Below are 16645 nucleotides of genomic sequence, written 5' to 3' on the forward strand. Positions count from 1 at the left end.
TTTAGGGGTAGCAAGGGGTAGCAGTCTCCCCAAAACCCTTGCAGCATAAGGATTACAGACTGCTACCCCTAGGGGTAGCACGATAAAATCTATAGATATAGGGGTAGCAATAGATTTTTATCTATGCAAATTCCTAAAAGCTTTACTGTTCAAGCTTTACAAATAATTGAGGTCTCTAAAAGCCATTAAAAACGCGATTCTTCAGGCATTTCTTGATGCTTTTGTAGAGATTAAGCAAATTAATGATGAATCCTTGATGAACTCGCTGATGGCAAAATAACTGTGCTATAGGGTGTAAAGCGTTATACCCCCTTAACTCCCATGATTTCACTGATTGGTCTAGTCATTACAACCTATACGGTTCCCCGTCTGCTGTCTGAAGTTCTTAACGACAAAAACTCTAACTTTTCCAGGGGAGTCTTCACTCTCTTTTTTGCACTAAACCTAACCGCTAGTGGTCTTTTAGTTATCAAGGTGTTTGAACCTAAGGAGGCTCCGAGCAACCCCCTAGGAATTGAAAGATCTCCGATGACTCCTTGATTTACACCCCCCTGGAATCTAAAGGATTATGCGATCGCTCTAAAAAGACCGCTCCAGGGGTCAAAAAGATACCTGAATTCCTAAGGGAATTTATAGGGGGGGTATCACCCCCTGGCACTCTGTAAGACAACCTAGAGATCCCTAGAACATCTAAATTAATCTAGGATCAAACATCCTCTCTGATCGGTCTAAGTGGCGATTCTAGCCCTTCTCCTCGACTTATGCCTAGAATTCCTAACTAAACCCCTATAGACATTTACAGGGCATTCTAGAGGGGTGTATTAATTTATCAACAGTATTCAGTAGTGTCGGAAAGTGACTTTTTGTAGAGTGACCCTGGAGCCTTGAGGATCTTCCAGATTTTTGAAAATCAGTTTTAGGGTTGTCTTTTGGGAGAGTTTCGCACCATAGTAAAATTTGTCAACCATCCCCCTGGAGATCTACGAGATGTCCCGAAGAACTCCCAGATACTCCTCTAGTGGTCTTTTAGGTCTTGAGTTAGTCCTTTTGCTCATTCTGGGGCTAGTAATAGAGCACAAATGCTTTCGAGTGATGTGTTCACCTAATTTCTGAGCAAGTTCATAAGTTCATATAGGAAAATGTGTACACATCTGCCCTTGAGGTTAAAGGTCAAGGTTTAGCCAAGGCGAAATGAGATAATGGAACTGATTATTGATGCGGGCGGTACAAACGATAGATTAGCTGTTGCATTAGAAACTTGCAGTAGACAGCATATTAGAAATGAAAGACCTAAAGAATTACCTCCTGAGATGATTCAAGCGGGTTTGGAGATGGATAGAAAGACAAATCCAAACGCCAAATTACGATCTGCTTCATCGACATACAACTGTATGGGGATGGTTTTTGCCTCGCGACGAACCTGTATCGACATTGAAGAACTTGAATTTATTCTGAAAGAAGACAAATATCGAAGACTCTCAGGATTAAACGAAGTCGAAGTCGGAGATGTTGTAGTTTATTACGAAAATGAGACCCCAACACATGTTGGTTTGATAATCGGTCTGGAGTTTGACATTGCCAATGCCTCGCGAGAGGTTAAAGTGTTAAGTAAATGGGGGCATCATGGTGAGTATATCCATCTCATTCAAGATGTTCCATATCAATATGGAATTCCAAAAGCGTTCTGGACTGACCGGAGAAAGCCATCATGAAGTTCGATGAAGTGTTAAGGTCTCTTGAAACCACCGAGTTTGCTGCTCAAGCAAATTTGGCTAGTGGGTATAAAACTTTCATCCGGTTCGCTTATGAACACGAAGCAGTTACAGAGCTTCTTAGAAAGCTTTCTAAATCGTCACGACAGCGACATCTTGTTCTAGCACGGATTAGACATTTAGCCAAAAAAGATTTCGACTTAAACTATAGAAATCCTTGGGATGTAGCTCTGGCTACCTACATGCAGACCTTGAGCTTGGTCGATCTAGATTTAGCTCAAGAGGGAGCTGCAATTGTTGCCAAGATACCAAACTGTTGGTGGAGTAATAAAACGGCTCAGCATTTTCTGACGTACTCTTCGTTTAAGGAAATTAAAAGCAATACGAGCGTTAGTAAGTATGAATTAAGACAGGAATTTTTCTACTCCAACTCTAGACCACAAGCAACAGTTCAAGTGACCCAAGAAATTCGTCGAAGCCAAAATTCTCAAATCACTGGGCAATCTGTTAAGAGTTACGCTGTTGCAAGCACAGCCTCTACAGTTTCTTCAACAGTACGCGGCAGTCTAAATTTTTCTGTTACAGCGTCCAAGGGTTCATCAGAAGTTTTTGTTACAGCATAGTTAGGCAGGGATAATGCTTCATCACATCTGGACAGTGCTTTGTACAAGGAGCATTACTAACGCAGACACGAATAGTGTGACTCTTTTCGAAATCCCAGAAGAGATAACTGTCTATCGAAATTCAGAAGTACAAGAAACTAACACGGCTGTACAAACAAACATACTTGTAAATTTTGATTTAGTTACATTCTGGGAAAGAGAAAAAGAGGCTCAACCTGCCAAAGGGGAAATTAGGCTCTTACTCATCTCCCCAGAACAAAAAACTCTAGAGCAAACAATATATCCTCTCGATCTTACATCTTATTCAAGAAGCCGTTTGGTTATCCGAATACCGGTAGTAACAATGTCTAGTCCTGGAGTATATAGATTCCGACTAGAGCTTTACGAAGAGGAACAATGGAGAGAAGTAGCCAATATCCCTCTTATCGTTAGGGAGGAACCAGTTACTCTTTCATCAGAAGATGTCTAGCTAGACTATAAATTACAATTTGTCCTCTGTTTAGGGCATTCTTAATCTGGGCAATCTAATGCAATGAATAGAAAGCAATTGCAAGTTCACCCCAAATTCTTTAAGAAATTACTGGGTTGATCGAGTACCGCCCAAAAGGAAAGTCAACACTCGTCAAACTCATCAAGTAAACCGTTTTTGATACGTCAGGATGCCAGGGGGATTAAGCCCCTGGTTTTTTATTGGGGCAAAACTCAAATTTATTGGGGCAAAACGCTAAAATCCTTTCCTAGTAAGGATTTCAAGCATTATTGGGGCAACATTGGGGCAATTTTGAAAAATGGCTAGAATCCTTACAGCTTATAGGGTCTATCGATTATTGGGGCAAAACTGGGGCAACGTCTAAAAACGGCTAAAACGCAGTATTGGTAAGGCTTTCAGCCTCTATTGGGGCAAAAAATCGCGTTTTTTAAGACATTTAGACAGATTTGAATTTGTTCCAGGGGGGTGCTTTAGGGGTCTGGAAATTCTGATTCATCTGTTTGAGTCTTCTTGAAATGGCTGAAACCCTTACAGAATTATTGGTGCAGAAAAATAGAGAACAATAGTACTATATTAAAGTAGTACATATATATTAATAGATAATTCTTGCCCCACTATTAAAGGGGAACAGATTTAGAAAACTCCAACAAATAGAGACAACCCCCTGGAACTTGAAACACCCCGAAGGGGCACACCCACAGACCCAAAGAAATTTCAAAATGTCTTAGAAAAGGCGATTTTTTGCCCCAATAGAGCCTGAAACGCTTACCCCATAAGGCTTTCAGCCGTTTTTAGGCGTTGCCCCAGTTTTGCCCCAATAATCGCTATAACCCATAGAGTGTAAGAGTTCTAGCCATTTTCTAAAATTGCCCCAATGTTGCCCCAATAATGGCTGGAACGCTCGCATAGTAAGGCTTCTAGCGTTTTGCCCCAATAAATTCTAGAGTTGCCCCAATAATTTTTTGAGTTGCCCCAATGAACCACCCCCCTGGAGCTTGGAAGGAGTTATTCAAAATTAATCTGCTCAGTTCACCATCTCCTCAGAATTACGATATATTTGTACTATTGATGGGAATTATGATTGATGGTAGAGTTCGGATTTTCAAGATTTTTCAGATAATCCCGGATAGCGCTCAATGACATCTCAATCTTTCTTAACCAGTAGCGCAAATGCAGCCACATCTTTTGGGTTGGTAATTGAGTTTGAGAAGGCGAGTGAGAATCCTTCTAGGGTTTTTTCCGCATTGACTAAGCTAATCGAAGCCTGTAAAACCGTTGATGGTTATTTAATACAATCGATTCCTATAGAGGTAGAACCCGTCTTGCTTCTTGAAGACGTTCAGCAGGGTTCAATACGTGTCTGGTTAAAAAATGCTTTTAAGCTGCCTGATAACTTACCAACAAATAATATTGATCTCAATCTCCTGTCTAAATATTTGGCAAAAGCAAAATACTTCATAATTGACTTTTCAAATGGTCGAACAGAAGTAACAAATGTTGGACTCACAGATACACAGTTTAGGATTAATGAACTGCTACATGAAGTGAACCCTACTAGGGATATGCCTGTTTATACCGATATTAGTAAGAAAAATCTCCTAAACTCCTGTAAAGAGTTTCAGGAGGCAGTAAAGCCCCTAAGTTCTCAGGACAAAGCAAAAATGATTCTACCTGATGGGCAAGAAACTACTTTTAATTTAGTTTTTGATTTCTCCCCAGATTCGATAGAAAAGATCCTTACTGTTCAAACCATTAAAAATACTTCTACGATGATTCTCAAGATAAAAAAACCGGACTATCTAGGATCTTCCAAGTGGGAGTTCTATCAAGATAAGGTGATTGAAGTTAAGGTGTCTGACTTTGAGTGGATCACTCGATTTCGTAGAAGAGAGTTCCCATTAGCCCCTGGGGATTCTATAAAAGCAACTGTTGAAGTTACCTCGAACTACGATGCGGATAACAATTTGGTCTCAACAAAATATGAAATTCAAGAGGTTCTGAGCGTAGTTCCGGGTAGTTCCCCAACATCCCCAACATTATTTGATTTGGGTGAGTGACTCGCTTAAAGCCTTTTGCCGTACCTTTTTAGTGATACGTAAATCTTTTAATAGCCTTCTAAAGAGTTTTCCATTAAAACTACTGCTGGAAGTAATGAAATCTATTTGGTCTAAAACAGCTTTAATAAGATGTATCTTCTTCTCAGGGTGTATTGAATCGTCTTTTTGCTTTAGCGTAGTGATGTTCTGATAAATCAGATTTATCAGTGTAGCCTCTCTTAGTTGGTAGAAAATTACTGGCTCCTTTTTGGCGTATTCATAGCAACTAAAATCTGAGCCTAAAATATCTAGGATAGATACGCTTTGTGGATTATTCTCAGAAGCTCTGAGATACAGTCTCAAGCCTTCATAGATGCTTGTAATTTCCTTATATAAGCCTATTCTTATTTGCTTTTTCTTAACTTTCACCGAAAAGTGGTTTTTGATTGGTTCTGTGAATACAGCAGTTATAAACCCAAGCACAGCAGCGATTATAATTTTCCAATACTCTATGTTCATGAAATCGCTGATTATTTTCCAAGGCTCTATATTCATGAAACTGCTCATAAGACACTACAAACTTCTGTAGAGAGTTTTAACATCGTGTCAGTGTTTACCCTGATGGATTGAAAAAGATTTACACAATCTTCATACTTATGATCATTAAAGCGCACTGTATTCATTGCCCCTAGGGGCTTCTAAAGGATCTCTTGCGGTAGCCCAAAAAGTTCCAGGGGGTAAACAAAAACCAGGGGGTGGCAAAAGTCACTTTCTTGCACCCCCTGGAACCTTGCAGATCATTGCGATCGCTCCAGGGGGTTGTCTCAGTATTTTAGATGCAAGTCTTTCCAGTAAATCCAGGGTTTGACCCTAACACCGTTGATTGCCCTACAGAGACAAAAGCGACTCGATCCGCTCCCCCATAAGCTGAATAGACAGCTTTTCGGATTGTCTGAAAGCTTTCCATCGATAGCCCAGTATCAATGAAGTTTTCGTAACTGACCAAAGCAAGCCCCTGGGATGCAAAGATCTTCTGCTGAGAAGCATTAGTCAGCAACACCCAATAAGATTGGCTCCCATCGGATTGTAAGACTTCTAGGGCTTTGCCCCCTGCAACAATACCATGAACTAGGATCGGGCAATTTGCGTTTAGTGTCGGGGTGTTAGGGGTAGCTTGAGGGGTGCTAGGGGCACTCTCTGAAGGTTCTACGGTAGGTTTACCAGATGGAACTGCTACGGGCGTGGTTTGGGCAACCTGAGACGGTTTAGAGGGGCTTAGAATTGCCCCTAGTCCCCCTAGAATGACCATGACAGGGAAACAAGCCCCTAGACAGATTAGAAACCATCTGGAATTGCGATCAGCGCGGGTTTGAGCACTGTTCGCCCAGTTGCTTAGAATTGTAAAAATTTCTTTGAGTGTGTCTTTCATGATTGGTTAATGCTTGGGTCTAGCGCTTCAGAACGTACCGATATTCAGGGCAAACAGAACTTAGCGCGATCACATCTACTGCTAGGTAGAAATCAAGTATTTCAAGCTGCCCTTGCCGATCAAGCTTTTGCATGGTGGTGAGCCGAATACTTGTTAAATTTTCCAAGGAGCCTTCAATTTTTGCAGCTTGGCAAGTCGAATCAATTGCGTCTGCGATCGCGTCTTCCCTGGCAAAGTATTTTGCGTAATAGCGTTTAGCAATTCTGCGAGTTTCAGCGATTTGATATCGATTGGCTTGAAACCCCCTGGTTTCTTGTGCAGAAATTGCGGGGGCTGTTAGACCGATTGCAAGGGCAGTTAAAGAGATAATTGATAGTTTGGTCTTCATTGTGATTAGTACTTTGTTTTAGTTTGTGGCTAGTTAGTCAAGAATTTGAGAGCCAGAATCAATTTACAAACCTTTTACCCTCGATCAGTTCAAAACCTTCTGGGCACTTGCACCATAGATTTGATGTTGCCCTCTAGAGCACAGAATTAACCCCAGAAATGGTTCCGGTTTTCTCACAGGTAAATAGATGAAAATCTCGATTGGTTTAGGTTGACTCCGGTGTATTTAAGCCGAATAAAACACTCATCGCCATTTACAAGGCATCGAGGGATGTATTAGTTGCTCAACACCTAAAAAGTTACTTTTAGAATTCTGATCACACCTAACCCCCTGGAACTTTGAGAACCATTGCGATCTCTCTTGAAGTTCCAGGGGACGCTCTACCAGTTTCTTTTATATCCATGCAAGGCTGCAAACTGCTTTAGGGTAGCTCTTGTTACGCTCCCCCCCTGGGAATTGACCCAACTGTGATAAGCCTTGTGGATATCTTCACAGATAGCAATCAAGTTTTTCGGGTCAGTTGCTAGATCCGGTTGTTCACTAACACCTTCGATATGGTGAACGTGGCACTCTACACCTTGTCCAAATGGTTTCCCAGACAGTGCACAATGAGTCGCCTTATTTCTTACAGACTGCATGGCGCTGATCTTTTTCCGGTCTAATTCTTGCCCTGTCAATTGAGCATCCTTGAAGACTTCAGGATTATTGGCTAACCAGGCTGAAATATAGGCTCTAGCTGCAAGGTATTGAGTTTTCTTCTTTGGACTCTCCTCACCGAGTTGTTCTAGAAGAATGTCTATCCCAATATGCTTTAGATACTGATCATCATTTTCCTTCCAAATGTACGGCTGAATGAATCTTAGGTGAGATTTGATGATGTTCAAAGCATTTTGCTTACTATGTGTTAGTAAAACACCATGCATTTCGCTTGTAGGAAAATAGGCTTTTCCATCTCTTAGCTGCATCTTGGCAAAAAGGCTTTTGAATTTGTTTAGTTGCCCCGGACTTAGATCAGTCTCTATTTGAATAACGGAACTCACTTATCCAATCCCCCGTTGGATTTTACGAAGGTTCTACCAACTTCATAGGCATTGATAAGGTTGTTCATTTGAGCTTCAGAACCCCCGTTGTCAGGGTGATAGCGTTTCGCTAAGCGATAATAACGGCGTTTGAGAACCGATTCAAAGTATGCCCAGTCATCTCTACCTGTATCTTCTGGCTCGTTTTCTAGCGCTTCAGGAGACTCGAAAACTTCATCAGACCCAACCCCCCGTGGATACACTAAGTCAGTTAGTAGTATATCTAAATCACTTTTCGCCGCCGTTTTGGACAATTCTGATCGCAGTGCTTTAATTTCCGTTTCGAGCTTACGGATTTGTGCGTCTTTCTGAGACTCTGCATTTAATTTGTCACAGAGTTTCTGCCAACTTCCAGCCTTAATCTGGAAATGATCCTTAGCCTCAGAAAATTTCTTATATTTACTCTTCAGGTCTTCAACGGTATACATTTTTATGCCTAAACTCCTACATTTTGGGACAGTGCAATGTCTAAAAGCCAGTCAAAAATAACTAGACTTTGTATCTGAGGGAACAATTTCTGCTCTATCTTTCACAAATAACTACAGAAATTATTCCCATAACAAGGGGATCTCAAGAAGATTCTCTGAAGCTCCAGGGGGTATTATGATTCCCCTAATTCCCTCCCCCTAATTCGCGATCTCTTCTCCGGGGTTTGTGCTGATCGCCACGATCACTGGCGAAGCCTCAAAAACGTTCAAAGGTTTCTCGAAACGGCTCCAGAAATCATTACTAAGCAACAGCGGGTCAGGTGTAGGGATTTGAGGGGTGTTATCAGAGGGTGTGATTGCTCCAGGGGTGATGCTGCTAAGGTCAATAATCGAAGCGTTACCCCCTGGAACCCATGAGGGGGTTGAAGGTTGATTTTTGGGTTTGAAAAACTCATCGGCAGCTTTTTGGATCTCAGGGTCGATCGGTGTGGTTGGAAAGAGTTCTTCCCCAGGGGGTAGAGTGGATTCAACTCGGGTCGCTGTACTCCAATCAAACGGTGTGGGAGTTCCTAAAGACTCCCACCAATTACCCGATGGTGGGGGAGTCTCCGGAGCAATCTCTAAAATCGACGGAAGCACTCTACAGAAAGGCTCAAGGTTTTGTTCTGAATCCTCAAAGCCCCCTGAAGTCACGTCAATTGGATTAGGGGATAGTGGGGTTTCTGAAGGGGTGTACCCCCCTTGGTAATAATTTGGGATTGTGTTCGAGGGAATGTTTACAGGGTTATAGATTCCTCCAGGGGGTGGTGTGTGGTCTGGGGGAACCATAGCCCATTGAGGATCTACCTTCTCAAAAACCCGCCCCTGCAAGTCCATTTGGAGCGTCACAAACTCGTTATCAGCCAAGTCAAAAGCTCTCAGGCTCCCCCCAGGAGTTAATTGAACCCCTGGGTCATAAAGGCTTTTAGAAGCCAATTGCTGCATGGTGTAGGGCACGTAAACGCCATTTGTGAAACTCTTGTAAGCGCTCCCTAACGTTCTTTCAGTAATGTCTTGAAATACAGCAGATCCAGGAATACTGTAAACCCCCTGGGAATCCATAGAGTAATTCTGAAAAGCCCTGGCAATGATCACCCGACCATCCTCATATTCAAACTTATAGTTCTGGGCATTGCGATCGGCTGTAGGGGTTCTTACAAGATCTCTAGAAACCATCCGACCATGTATAGGGGAATCTGAAAGGATGAAGTCAAAAGGGCTTTTGAAGGTACTTACAGTAATCTGTGGATCGATTAGCGATGCACTTCTGGAGTAACCTAAATCCGGTGTGAAACTGCTCATAAGACACTACAAACTTCTGTAGAGCATTTTTAACACCCTATCAGTGTTTACCCTGAACTGTTGGGAGCGGATTCATACAATCTTCATGCTCGTAAAGAATCGTTAGAGTGCGCTGTATTCAGTATTCTCTAAACTATTCAAGCGATTACGAGAAGCTCTGATAAGGCTCCAGGGGAGTATTTTTGATTACTCTCGATTTCCAAAAGTCACTTTTGATTACCCGAAATCCTGAGACCCCTGGATATGTTGATGTATAGGTTGGCTTCTCTACGTCTCTCACCTGAGTATGACGCAATTACGCTGCCGAATTGACTTCATTAAGCCAAAGGAGGAGGAGGACGTAAGGCATGGAGCATTCTTCTAGCTAGGTGAACGTTACTGGTAAAACACAAGCTGATCAACCGCAACCTTTAGCAGGAGTGACAGTCTTGCTGGTAGAGGATGAGCTTGATATCGCAGATTTACTGCTGTTTATTCTGGGTGAAGTTGGGGCAGAAGTCATCTGGGTCATGCAAGCCAATGAGGCATTAGCACGGTTTCATCACTCTCGTCCAGATATTCTCCTTTCTGATATCAGATTGCCTGACTATAATGGCGATTGGCTGATCCAATCAATTCGTCAGGCAGAATCAGGAACGATGCCTCCCCTTCCAGCGATCGCCATCACGTCTTACACACGAGAATTTAGCGCAGACATGATCTTGGAAGCCGGGTTTGATCGGTTCTTTCCTAAGGGCATTGACGCAGAAGAAATCATCTCAACTATTCTCGATCTAATTTGACTGAGGTTAAGTTGCCCCGGTTAGGGTGACTGGCAATCTGATCTAAGAATGCTCTGAGCTGCTGATCTAGATTTGAACTCCTAACCCCCTGGAACTCTCAAAGGGCAACCCTAGAAAACCCAAAAACTCCAGGGGAAGTGCTTTTGATTATCCTAGATTCCATCGAGTTACCCTAGATTCCCATCGAGATCCTCAACCTCCCTGAATTTTTCGGAGCGGCGGGATTTGAACCCTCGATCCCTACTAATCCAAAAACTTTTGATAATTTGTCGCGCTTTCGACAAAGGGGTATACAAATTTGTTTACAGTGTGTTATTGTGAGAACCGCGACTCAGAAATTTGGTAGAAATCTGGTAGAAATGCCTTTCGACCGAACTTTGAGAGCGGTAGAAACAGTTTGCAGGTCTTTCAAGAATTGACCGCAAAGAGTATCGGGGCGTAGCGCAGCTTGGTAGCGCACTACTTTGGGGTAGTAGGGGTCGTGGGTTCAAATCCCGCCGCTCCGATTGAATGAAAGCCAGTCTATGACTGGCTTTTGTCGTTTCAGGGTTTTAGAAAATTAGTGGTATACGCTCTGGTATATTTGTATGTTCTGGTACGGTTTAATGCGGTTTTCATCGGGGTCTTGGTATAGGATTTGGTATACCAGTTAATTCAGGAATTGAGCCGTATACCACGAATGGCGAGAGACAAGGTTGAAGTCAGAATTGATGAACTTCGAGGCAATCTGCGCCTGCGATGGACGTATGAGCGCAAGCGGTACTGTTTAAGTCTGGGATTAAGAGATAACCCCACAAATCGCGCTCAGGCTCAGATGAGAGCATCTACGATCGAGAGAGATATTGAATACGGGATGTTCGATCCAACGTTGTTCAAGTATCGGTCCGAGAAATATGGCAACACGCCGATCAAGGTCTATGAACTGTTTGAACGATTCATCGAACACAAAAGCAAAAAAATTGCAAAACAGTCTCTAGATAAGTATCACGGCACTCTGAGCAACCTTAAATCTTATTTCCGCGAACGCTATGCAGGAAATCTGACAGATGCAGACTGCGACAAATTTAGGTTATGGCTAACAGATAAACTTGCACCCATAACCTTGAAACAATATTTGAGCAACATAAAATCAGCCTGGGAATGGGCGATCGCTCGAAAAATGGTGAGCGAAAATCCTTGGATTAATGTTGTGAAGGAAGTGCCACGAGGCAAGGTTAAAAAACCTCAACCCTTTACAGTTCAAGAAGTACAGCGTATTATCCAACGCTTTAGAACACACCCAGAATATAGCTATTACGCAGATTATGCGGAATTTCTGCTTTGTACTGGATGTCGAATTGAGGAAGCGATCGCACTGACTTGGGACGACGTGACAGAAGACTGTTCACAAGTCTGGTTTGGTAAAGCCTACAACCGTGGCGATTTGCGGCAATTGAAGGCAGGGGATGAGGGATTTGTACCACTCAGTAAAAGCCTTCAGCAGATGTTGTTGAGACGACGACCGATCGATGTGAAACCAGAAGCGCTCATCTTTCCAACGCCTCGGAAGGGCGGATACATGGATAACGCAAACTTCCGAAACCGAGCTTGGAAAACAGTTCTAACCGAGTTAGGTATTCCGTACCGCAAGCCAAACACCTCTCGGCATACCCTTATCAGCTATTGGCTGAAACAAGGTGAAGATCCCGCTACGGTGGCAAAATACACGCGCACATCTCTAAAGATGATCTTCGAGCATTATGGGCACTACATCCCAAGTAAAACGGCACTTCCAGAGATTCTAGGCGATATTCTTCCGCTTGACTCGGACGGGGGTGGAACCGGGGTGTAGGGCTTGAAAACGTTCGATCGCATTCAGGTGCATCTCCGGATCTTTCTGGCACTTTGCTGTCAGCCACACCTCAATCATTCGCTTGTTAAAGGTCAGTTTCCCTTTCGGTGTGGGTTGAAAGTAATGAACGCCGTTAATCCACGCGAATGCATCGTTTTTAATGCGAATCTGATCCCATAGTGCTGTGCTACCCCAGTCTAGATAACTCAGCAGTTGATCTTGGTTGATGACTTCAATTAGCTCAAAGAAATTATTATCGGTTGCCATATTTTCGGTTCGACTTGTATTCCGAGTAGAGAACGAGAGCTTTTTCAGCCAATTTCAGAAGCTTGATTGCACCGGGACGTTTCGCGATCGCGTCAATCAGTTGATGACATCGCATCCGCAAATCATTCAGTTCAGTTTTTGAATTCTCAGGTGTTGACTGGCTCATGCCACACCTCCGGGGGCAATCCAAAGGTGAGCAGCGCGGCAAAGAATCGTCTGCGAGTGTTCCAGCCGATCGCCTTCCAGATTCGTCTAAATCCGTCTGTTCCGAACCCTTCAAAGAGTGCAGAAACAATCTCTAGAACCTCTTCTGCTTCAGTTGCGTGTTCGAGTTCAGAGGGCAGGATTTCCGCGATCGTTGCTTCTTGTGGTTCAAGTTGTGATCGATATTGCTCGATATCCTCTGCCGTTTTTTCAAACAGTAAATCACGCCAATAAGTCCAGCCGCCGCGATCTCTGAACCACTTTGAGACAAACCCTTGAGTGCAATCTGCAAACTGAGCGATCAACTTTTGGGTGAGCTTCAAACCTAGCCTTGCTGCTTCGCAGACAGCCTCAAACACTGATTGAGCAATCCGTTGCTGTTTCGGTGCAGCTTGATAGCAGATATCGATCGCTTCAATCTGCTCAACTTCAAACGGCAGTGAATCTTCGCTAATCCAATAAATCGAGAACTGCTCGGTAGGGTAGCGATCGCTTCTCTGCCGTCCTGCCAACTGCTTGATTTCCGCGTCGATGCGGTACTGATAGTACTGCTCGAAACTAAAATCAGGATTTGCAATACAGGCAAACTCGTCCTCGATCGCGCCTTGATTTGGTTTCGGCAGTCCGTGGACGATTAGAAGGGGTGAACCTGCGATTTCGTTTGAACCGCGTGAATTACTCAGGTGTCGAATTTTAGCCTCGAAGCCAGTAACACCTTTGTAGTCAGCGAGTTCAAGCGAATCAGCACCTTCGCGTTCTTGAATTGCTGTATGCAGCAGGTCTAGTCGATCGTTTGTGGAATCAGCACGGTCTTTTGCACAACGTCCGAAGCCCAACACTTGATAGTGCTTGAGATTGTTGGTTTTTTCTTGTTCAAGTTCACAGATCAGTAAATCTTCAATCCCTAGCTGAGCTTTAAGGATCGACGGTTCGATCGTCGCATCCAAGTAAAAATTGAGCGAAGCTCCTTCCACAAGCTCTTTGATCCGATTGTTCGGCAAAGTCAGCACAACCTTGCTGTCAAAGATTCGGAAATTCCCTAATCCTTGCTCTGGAGAAAACAGAATATTGAGGATCTGCCAGAGCGTTTGTGTTGGCGCACTTCCAATCCGCGCTAAAGCTTCTTGGCGATCGCTTTGCTTATACCGTTCGGTGTCGGCTTTTGCGTTCTGGTACTCAGTTTCGAGTTGATTGCACTCTGCAACAGCTTCAGGAATTTCGTGTTGCAGTTTGGATTGCTTCTCGATCAAGTTCCAGTACTCTCGAATCTTGGGTTGTAACCCTTTGGTTCTTCTCGCTAGACGAAAGAGTAAATCGTCTACTTGCGGGATGTCGCATGGGAGTTGCCTTTTTAGTTCTGCGATTTTACGCTCACACTCAAAAAACTTGCGCTGTAACGACTCCACGCGAGATCTAGCGGAATTCAGCGTTGCTCGAAGTTCCGAATTATCGCGGGATTCAACTTTCACCAAATCTTCGAGCGATTTGCAAAGGATTGGTCGAAGTACATCAAGGATTTCTGCTTTTTGTGTGCTTGAAAGTTGAAAGTCCAACTTCTCTAAAAAGCTCTTAGCGGTAAAGCCCCAGCGATCGGAGGGATTGTAAATCTGCTCGAACAAAAATAGCCGAATCGATCTTAGTAGCTCGTAGATTTCGGGTGCTTTCTCCTCAACGTTCATCCACTCAATCGCGAGATCGGAATCCTTTGCGGTTCGGACGATTGGCTTAATCAAAGCGCTGATTTCTTCCCAAATTGCGATTAGATATCCCGGCAAATTTGCGGGTGCTGATTGAGGGTTAAGCCGGATCGTTCCAGCAACCATTGAATTTTTACGCTGAAACCGGAAGCCGAAACCGGAACCTTCCTCTCTGGCACACTGCGAAACGTAGGCGCACTTTTGGCAGATTGGGTTAGTCGCTGCACTCCCTTCAGAACCGTAGCCTTTCTCCCCAGCTTTGAGGAATAAATCCGTTAGGTGGCAATTTCCTGCGTGTGTGCCGTCTGAGATTGGTTTGCGAACGACGTTTCCGCTTGGAGTTCGCTTCTCAGTAGCCTCGAATCCTTGGTTTCTGACTGGTAACTCCTCGAAGTTGTGTTCGATCGTCGCCGTCGAAGGACTTCTCGATTCATTGGTGAGATACCACAGGTTGAAGTTTTCCTCTTCCGCTCCAAATTTCGCAGGGTCTAGCAATCCTGCGTAGTGAGATTTGCCGCTTCCAGTCCCAGACCGATCGAGAACATGCTTCCAGCCTTTCTCAAAAGCCTCGTAAACGAACAAATTGCGATCGCTCATTGTTCTGAGTGTGAAGGTTGGCAACTGCAAACCAGGCTGATAATCGGGTAAGGTCCTAGGAACATAGCGCTGTTTCTTGGATTGTTCGGTTGCGATTTCAGGAGCGCGATCGCGAACTTTGCGCCGCTTGTCTGTGCGAACTTTGCGGCAAAATCCCTTGAAAAAAATTAGATTGCGTTCCCGATCTTCTGCCTCATCGCAACGCGCTTGCTCGTCTTGCTCTGCAATCTTCTTTTTGTACAGAGGATCGTTTCCAAGGTCAAATGATTTGCGCTTTGGAGGTTGCCAACCTTGAAGGTCTGCAAAGCGCCAGAGAGTACCGTAACCGAGAGCTTTAGTTTTGCCGCCTTTGATATGCCGCCAAACGTCATCAAACCCGCTATCTGTGTGCTTATGACTTTGGGCGCTCCATAGTCGCATATCATGCTCTGATACTCCGCACTCATGAGCAGCAAGAAGACTATCGCGCCATTCGTACCAATCGAGCGAATTTGGATCGATGGCATCGAGCAACACCAAAGCGGTGATTTCTTCCGATGGATCATAGTTTGGTTGCTGTCTGCGAATCTCTTGTTGTCGTAGAAGCTCTTCTACTTTGCGCTGCCGTTCCCGTTCCTCTTCCTGTTTGCGATCGCAATATGCAAACAGATAGTCCTCTAGCCACTGTGGAGCATCTGCAATCTTACAATCTTGAAAACTGCGAATCCACTTGTAGAGTCCCGTTTGTGGGTGCGTTGAAGGCGGAATAACCGACTGACAGCGAGCGTGTCTAAGATCAAGTTGCTGCTCACCATCTCTTACGACGTTATTGGTGTCATAGATTGGGAGGTGAGTAAATTCATTCTCTTTAAGCCGCGCTTGAAGTGTATCGCTAATGCGATACATCATTCCCTTGCGTCCGGACTTGCCAGAAGTCCACTCGACCGTTTCGGGAACGTCCCCTTGGGATAAATCATTCAGAATCGCGATCGCGTTGAATCCGTCAACGTCAACGCCAATATATTCACCACCAAAACGAATTCCGTATCCGTCTGGGTGAGCCGTCCAATGCTTCTGCTTTTTCTCGCTCCATTGGCGATCGCCGTTCCGAATCAATCTGATTAATTCTTGACGTTCGATCGGCTCTTCTAACTGCCAGCCCTTACGATACGGTCTTTTCTCCCGTACCGGGGTTAGAGAGATCGTTTCGGGAACGGCGCGCAGTCCTTCAATTAGTCGATCTTTTAGCGACAACGTTGCAATAGATCCGCCGATCGCTTCTTCTTGGAATCTTGAGAGGCTCATACCGCACCTCCCTCGATCGCTTGCTGTGCAGCAGCCCAGATTCGAGCGATATCAGTCGGAACACCGCGATCGTCCAAACTCCAATCGAGTCGAACAGTTCGATCGAATAACTCGCAAGCTTGAGCTTTTGGCAATTCAAGTCGAAGCGTGAATGTGCCGTAGCGCAGGCAGTAGCGATCGCCCTCAAACTCTGAACGAACTGGTTCGATCGCTAATTCCGGTTTCGGCTTCGGTCGAGGCGACGTTCTCGGTGGATTCGTCGGGCGAGTCTGTGTCGGCTTCGGACTTTGCGTCGCACCATTACCGGGGAACAGCGAGAGTTGAGAATCATTCTCAAACCTGTTACAATTAGGAGGAAGTTTTGGGGGAGTTCCCCGTTGCAAAACAGAAAGATTTTTCATTATTGTTAAGGCTCATTTAGTTTTTAGCCCCGCTGCAAACGGGGTATTTTTTTGCG

The 16645-nt window shown here is 44.3% G+C and carries 16 protein-coding genes and 1 tRNA gene; 7 read left to right on the forward strand and 10 right to left on the reverse strand.

Annotation, left to right across the window (positions count from 1 at the left end; genetic code table 11):
* Positions 1–1199 precede the first annotated feature (1199 nt).
* From ACMUEV_RS19435 to ACMUEV_RS19450, 4 genes are all read left to right on the forward strand, one after another.
* Complete coding sequence (locus ACMUEV_RS19435) at positions 1200–1712, forward strand: hypothetical protein (protein ID WP_190650857.1); 513 nt, start codon at positions 1200–1202, stop codon at positions 1710–1712.
* On the forward strand, positions 1709–2335 hold the full coding sequence (locus ACMUEV_RS19440) for a hypothetical protein (RefSeq protein ID WP_190650859.1): 627 nt from the start codon (positions 1709–1711) through the stop codon (positions 2333–2335). Before ACMUEV_RS19435 ends, ACMUEV_RS19440 begins: the two co-directional genes overlap by 4 nt.
* A gap of 76 nt (positions 2336–2411) precedes the next feature.
* The gene (locus tag ACMUEV_RS19445; RefSeq protein ID WP_190650861.1) at positions 2412–2804 is read left to right on the forward strand and encodes a hypothetical protein; all 393 of its coding nucleotides are present in this window, start codon (positions 2412–2414) and stop codon (positions 2802–2804) included.
* 1157 nt (positions 2805–3961) lie between these two features.
* A complete protein-coding gene (locus tag ACMUEV_RS19450; RefSeq protein ID WP_190650863.1) occupies positions 3962–4882 on the forward strand; it encodes a hypothetical protein in 921 nt (306 codons plus the stop codon).
* Here ACMUEV_RS19450 and ACMUEV_RS19455 read toward each other — a convergent pair.
* From ACMUEV_RS19455 to ACMUEV_RS19480, 6 genes are all read right to left on the reverse strand, one after another.
* Positions 4862–5416, reverse strand: a complete 555-nt coding sequence (locus ACMUEV_RS19455) for a hypothetical protein (RefSeq protein WP_190650865.1) — start codon at positions 5414–5416, stop codon at positions 4862–4864. The genes ACMUEV_RS19450 and ACMUEV_RS19455 overlap by 21 nt on opposite strands.
* A 277-nt stretch (positions 5417–5693) precedes the next feature.
* Positions 5694–6290, reverse strand: a complete 597-nt coding sequence (locus ACMUEV_RS19460) for a hypothetical protein (RefSeq protein ID WP_190650867.1) — start codon at positions 6288–6290, stop codon at positions 5694–5696.
* Positions 6291–6309: 19 nt separating this feature from the next.
* Positions 6310–6678: a hypothetical protein gene (locus tag ACMUEV_RS19465; RefSeq protein ID WP_190650869.1), complete on the reverse strand. Its 369-nt coding sequence runs from the start codon at positions 6676–6678 to the stop codon at positions 6310–6312.
* Positions 6679–7058: 380 nt separating this feature from the next.
* Positions 7059–7718: an HNH endonuclease gene (locus ACMUEV_RS19470; protein ID WP_190650871.1), complete on the reverse strand. Its 660-nt coding sequence runs from the start codon at positions 7716–7718 to the stop codon at positions 7059–7061.
* Positions 7715–8185 carry a J domain-containing protein gene (locus ACMUEV_RS19475; protein ID WP_190650873.1) on the reverse strand — a complete coding sequence of 157 codons (471 nt, stop codon included), beginning with the start codon at positions 8183–8185 and terminating at the stop codon, positions 7715–7717. The genes ACMUEV_RS19470 and ACMUEV_RS19475 overlap by 4 nt, the downstream gene beginning before the upstream one ends.
* A 198-nt stretch (positions 8186–8383) precedes the next feature.
* Positions 8384–9400 (reverse strand): hypothetical protein, encoded by a 1017-nt coding sequence (locus tag ACMUEV_RS19480; RefSeq protein ID WP_190650875.1) that lies wholly within the window; start codon positions 9398–9400, stop codon positions 8384–8386.
* A 494-nt stretch (positions 9401–9894) separates the two neighbouring features.
* Here ACMUEV_RS19480 and ACMUEV_RS19485 point away from each other — a divergent pair, with 494 nt between their 5' ends.
* The 3 genes from ACMUEV_RS19485 to ACMUEV_RS19495 all read left to right on the forward strand — a co-directional run bounded on the left by ACMUEV_RS19485 (position 9895) and on the right by ACMUEV_RS19495 (position 12139).
* Positions 9895–10308 carry a response regulator gene (locus ACMUEV_RS19485; RefSeq protein ID WP_190650877.1) on the forward strand — a complete coding sequence of 138 codons (414 nt, stop codon included), beginning with the start codon at positions 9895–9897 and terminating at the stop codon, positions 10306–10308.
* 432 nt (positions 10309–10740) lie between these two features.
* Positions 10741–10814, forward strand: a tRNA-Pro gene (locus tag ACMUEV_RS19490).
* A 173-nt stretch (positions 10815–10987) separates the two neighbouring features.
* Positions 10988–12139: a tyrosine-type recombinase/integrase gene (locus tag ACMUEV_RS19495; protein WP_190650879.1), complete on the forward strand. Its 1152-nt coding sequence runs from the start codon at positions 10988–10990 to the stop codon at positions 12137–12139.
* Here ACMUEV_RS19495 and ACMUEV_RS19500 read toward each other — a convergent pair.
* From ACMUEV_RS19500 to ACMUEV_RS19515, 4 genes are read right to left on the reverse strand one after another with little or no spacing between them, the layout of a single operon-like run.
* Positions 12089–12406: a hypothetical protein gene (locus ACMUEV_RS19500; protein WP_190650881.1), complete on the reverse strand. Its 318-nt coding sequence runs from the start codon at positions 12404–12406 to the stop codon at positions 12089–12091. The genes ACMUEV_RS19495 and ACMUEV_RS19500 overlap by 51 nt on opposite strands.
* A complete protein-coding gene (locus ACMUEV_RS19505; protein WP_190650882.1) occupies positions 12393–12572 on the reverse strand; it encodes a hypothetical protein in 180 nt (59 codons plus the stop codon). The genes ACMUEV_RS19500 and ACMUEV_RS19505 overlap by 14 nt, the downstream gene beginning before the upstream one ends.
* The gene (locus tag ACMUEV_RS19510; RefSeq protein ID WP_190650885.1) at positions 12553–16188 is read right to left on the reverse strand and encodes a bifunctional DNA primase/polymerase; all 3636 of its coding nucleotides are present in this window, start codon (positions 16186–16188) and stop codon (positions 12553–12555) included. Before ACMUEV_RS19510 ends, ACMUEV_RS19505 begins: the two co-directional genes overlap by 20 nt.
* Positions 16185–16589 carry a hypothetical protein gene (locus ACMUEV_RS19515; RefSeq protein WP_190650887.1) on the reverse strand — a complete coding sequence of 135 codons (405 nt, stop codon included), beginning with the start codon at positions 16587–16589 and terminating at the stop codon, positions 16185–16187. Before ACMUEV_RS19515 ends, ACMUEV_RS19510 begins: the two co-directional genes overlap by 4 nt.
* Positions 16590–16645 lie beyond the last annotated feature (56 nt).

Source organism: Leptolyngbya sp. FACHB-1624 (genome assembly GCF_047649235.1).
Classification (GTDB): Bacteria; Cyanobacteriota; Cyanobacteriia; order Leptolyngbyales; family Leptolyngbyaceae; genus Leptolyngbya; species Leptolyngbya boryana.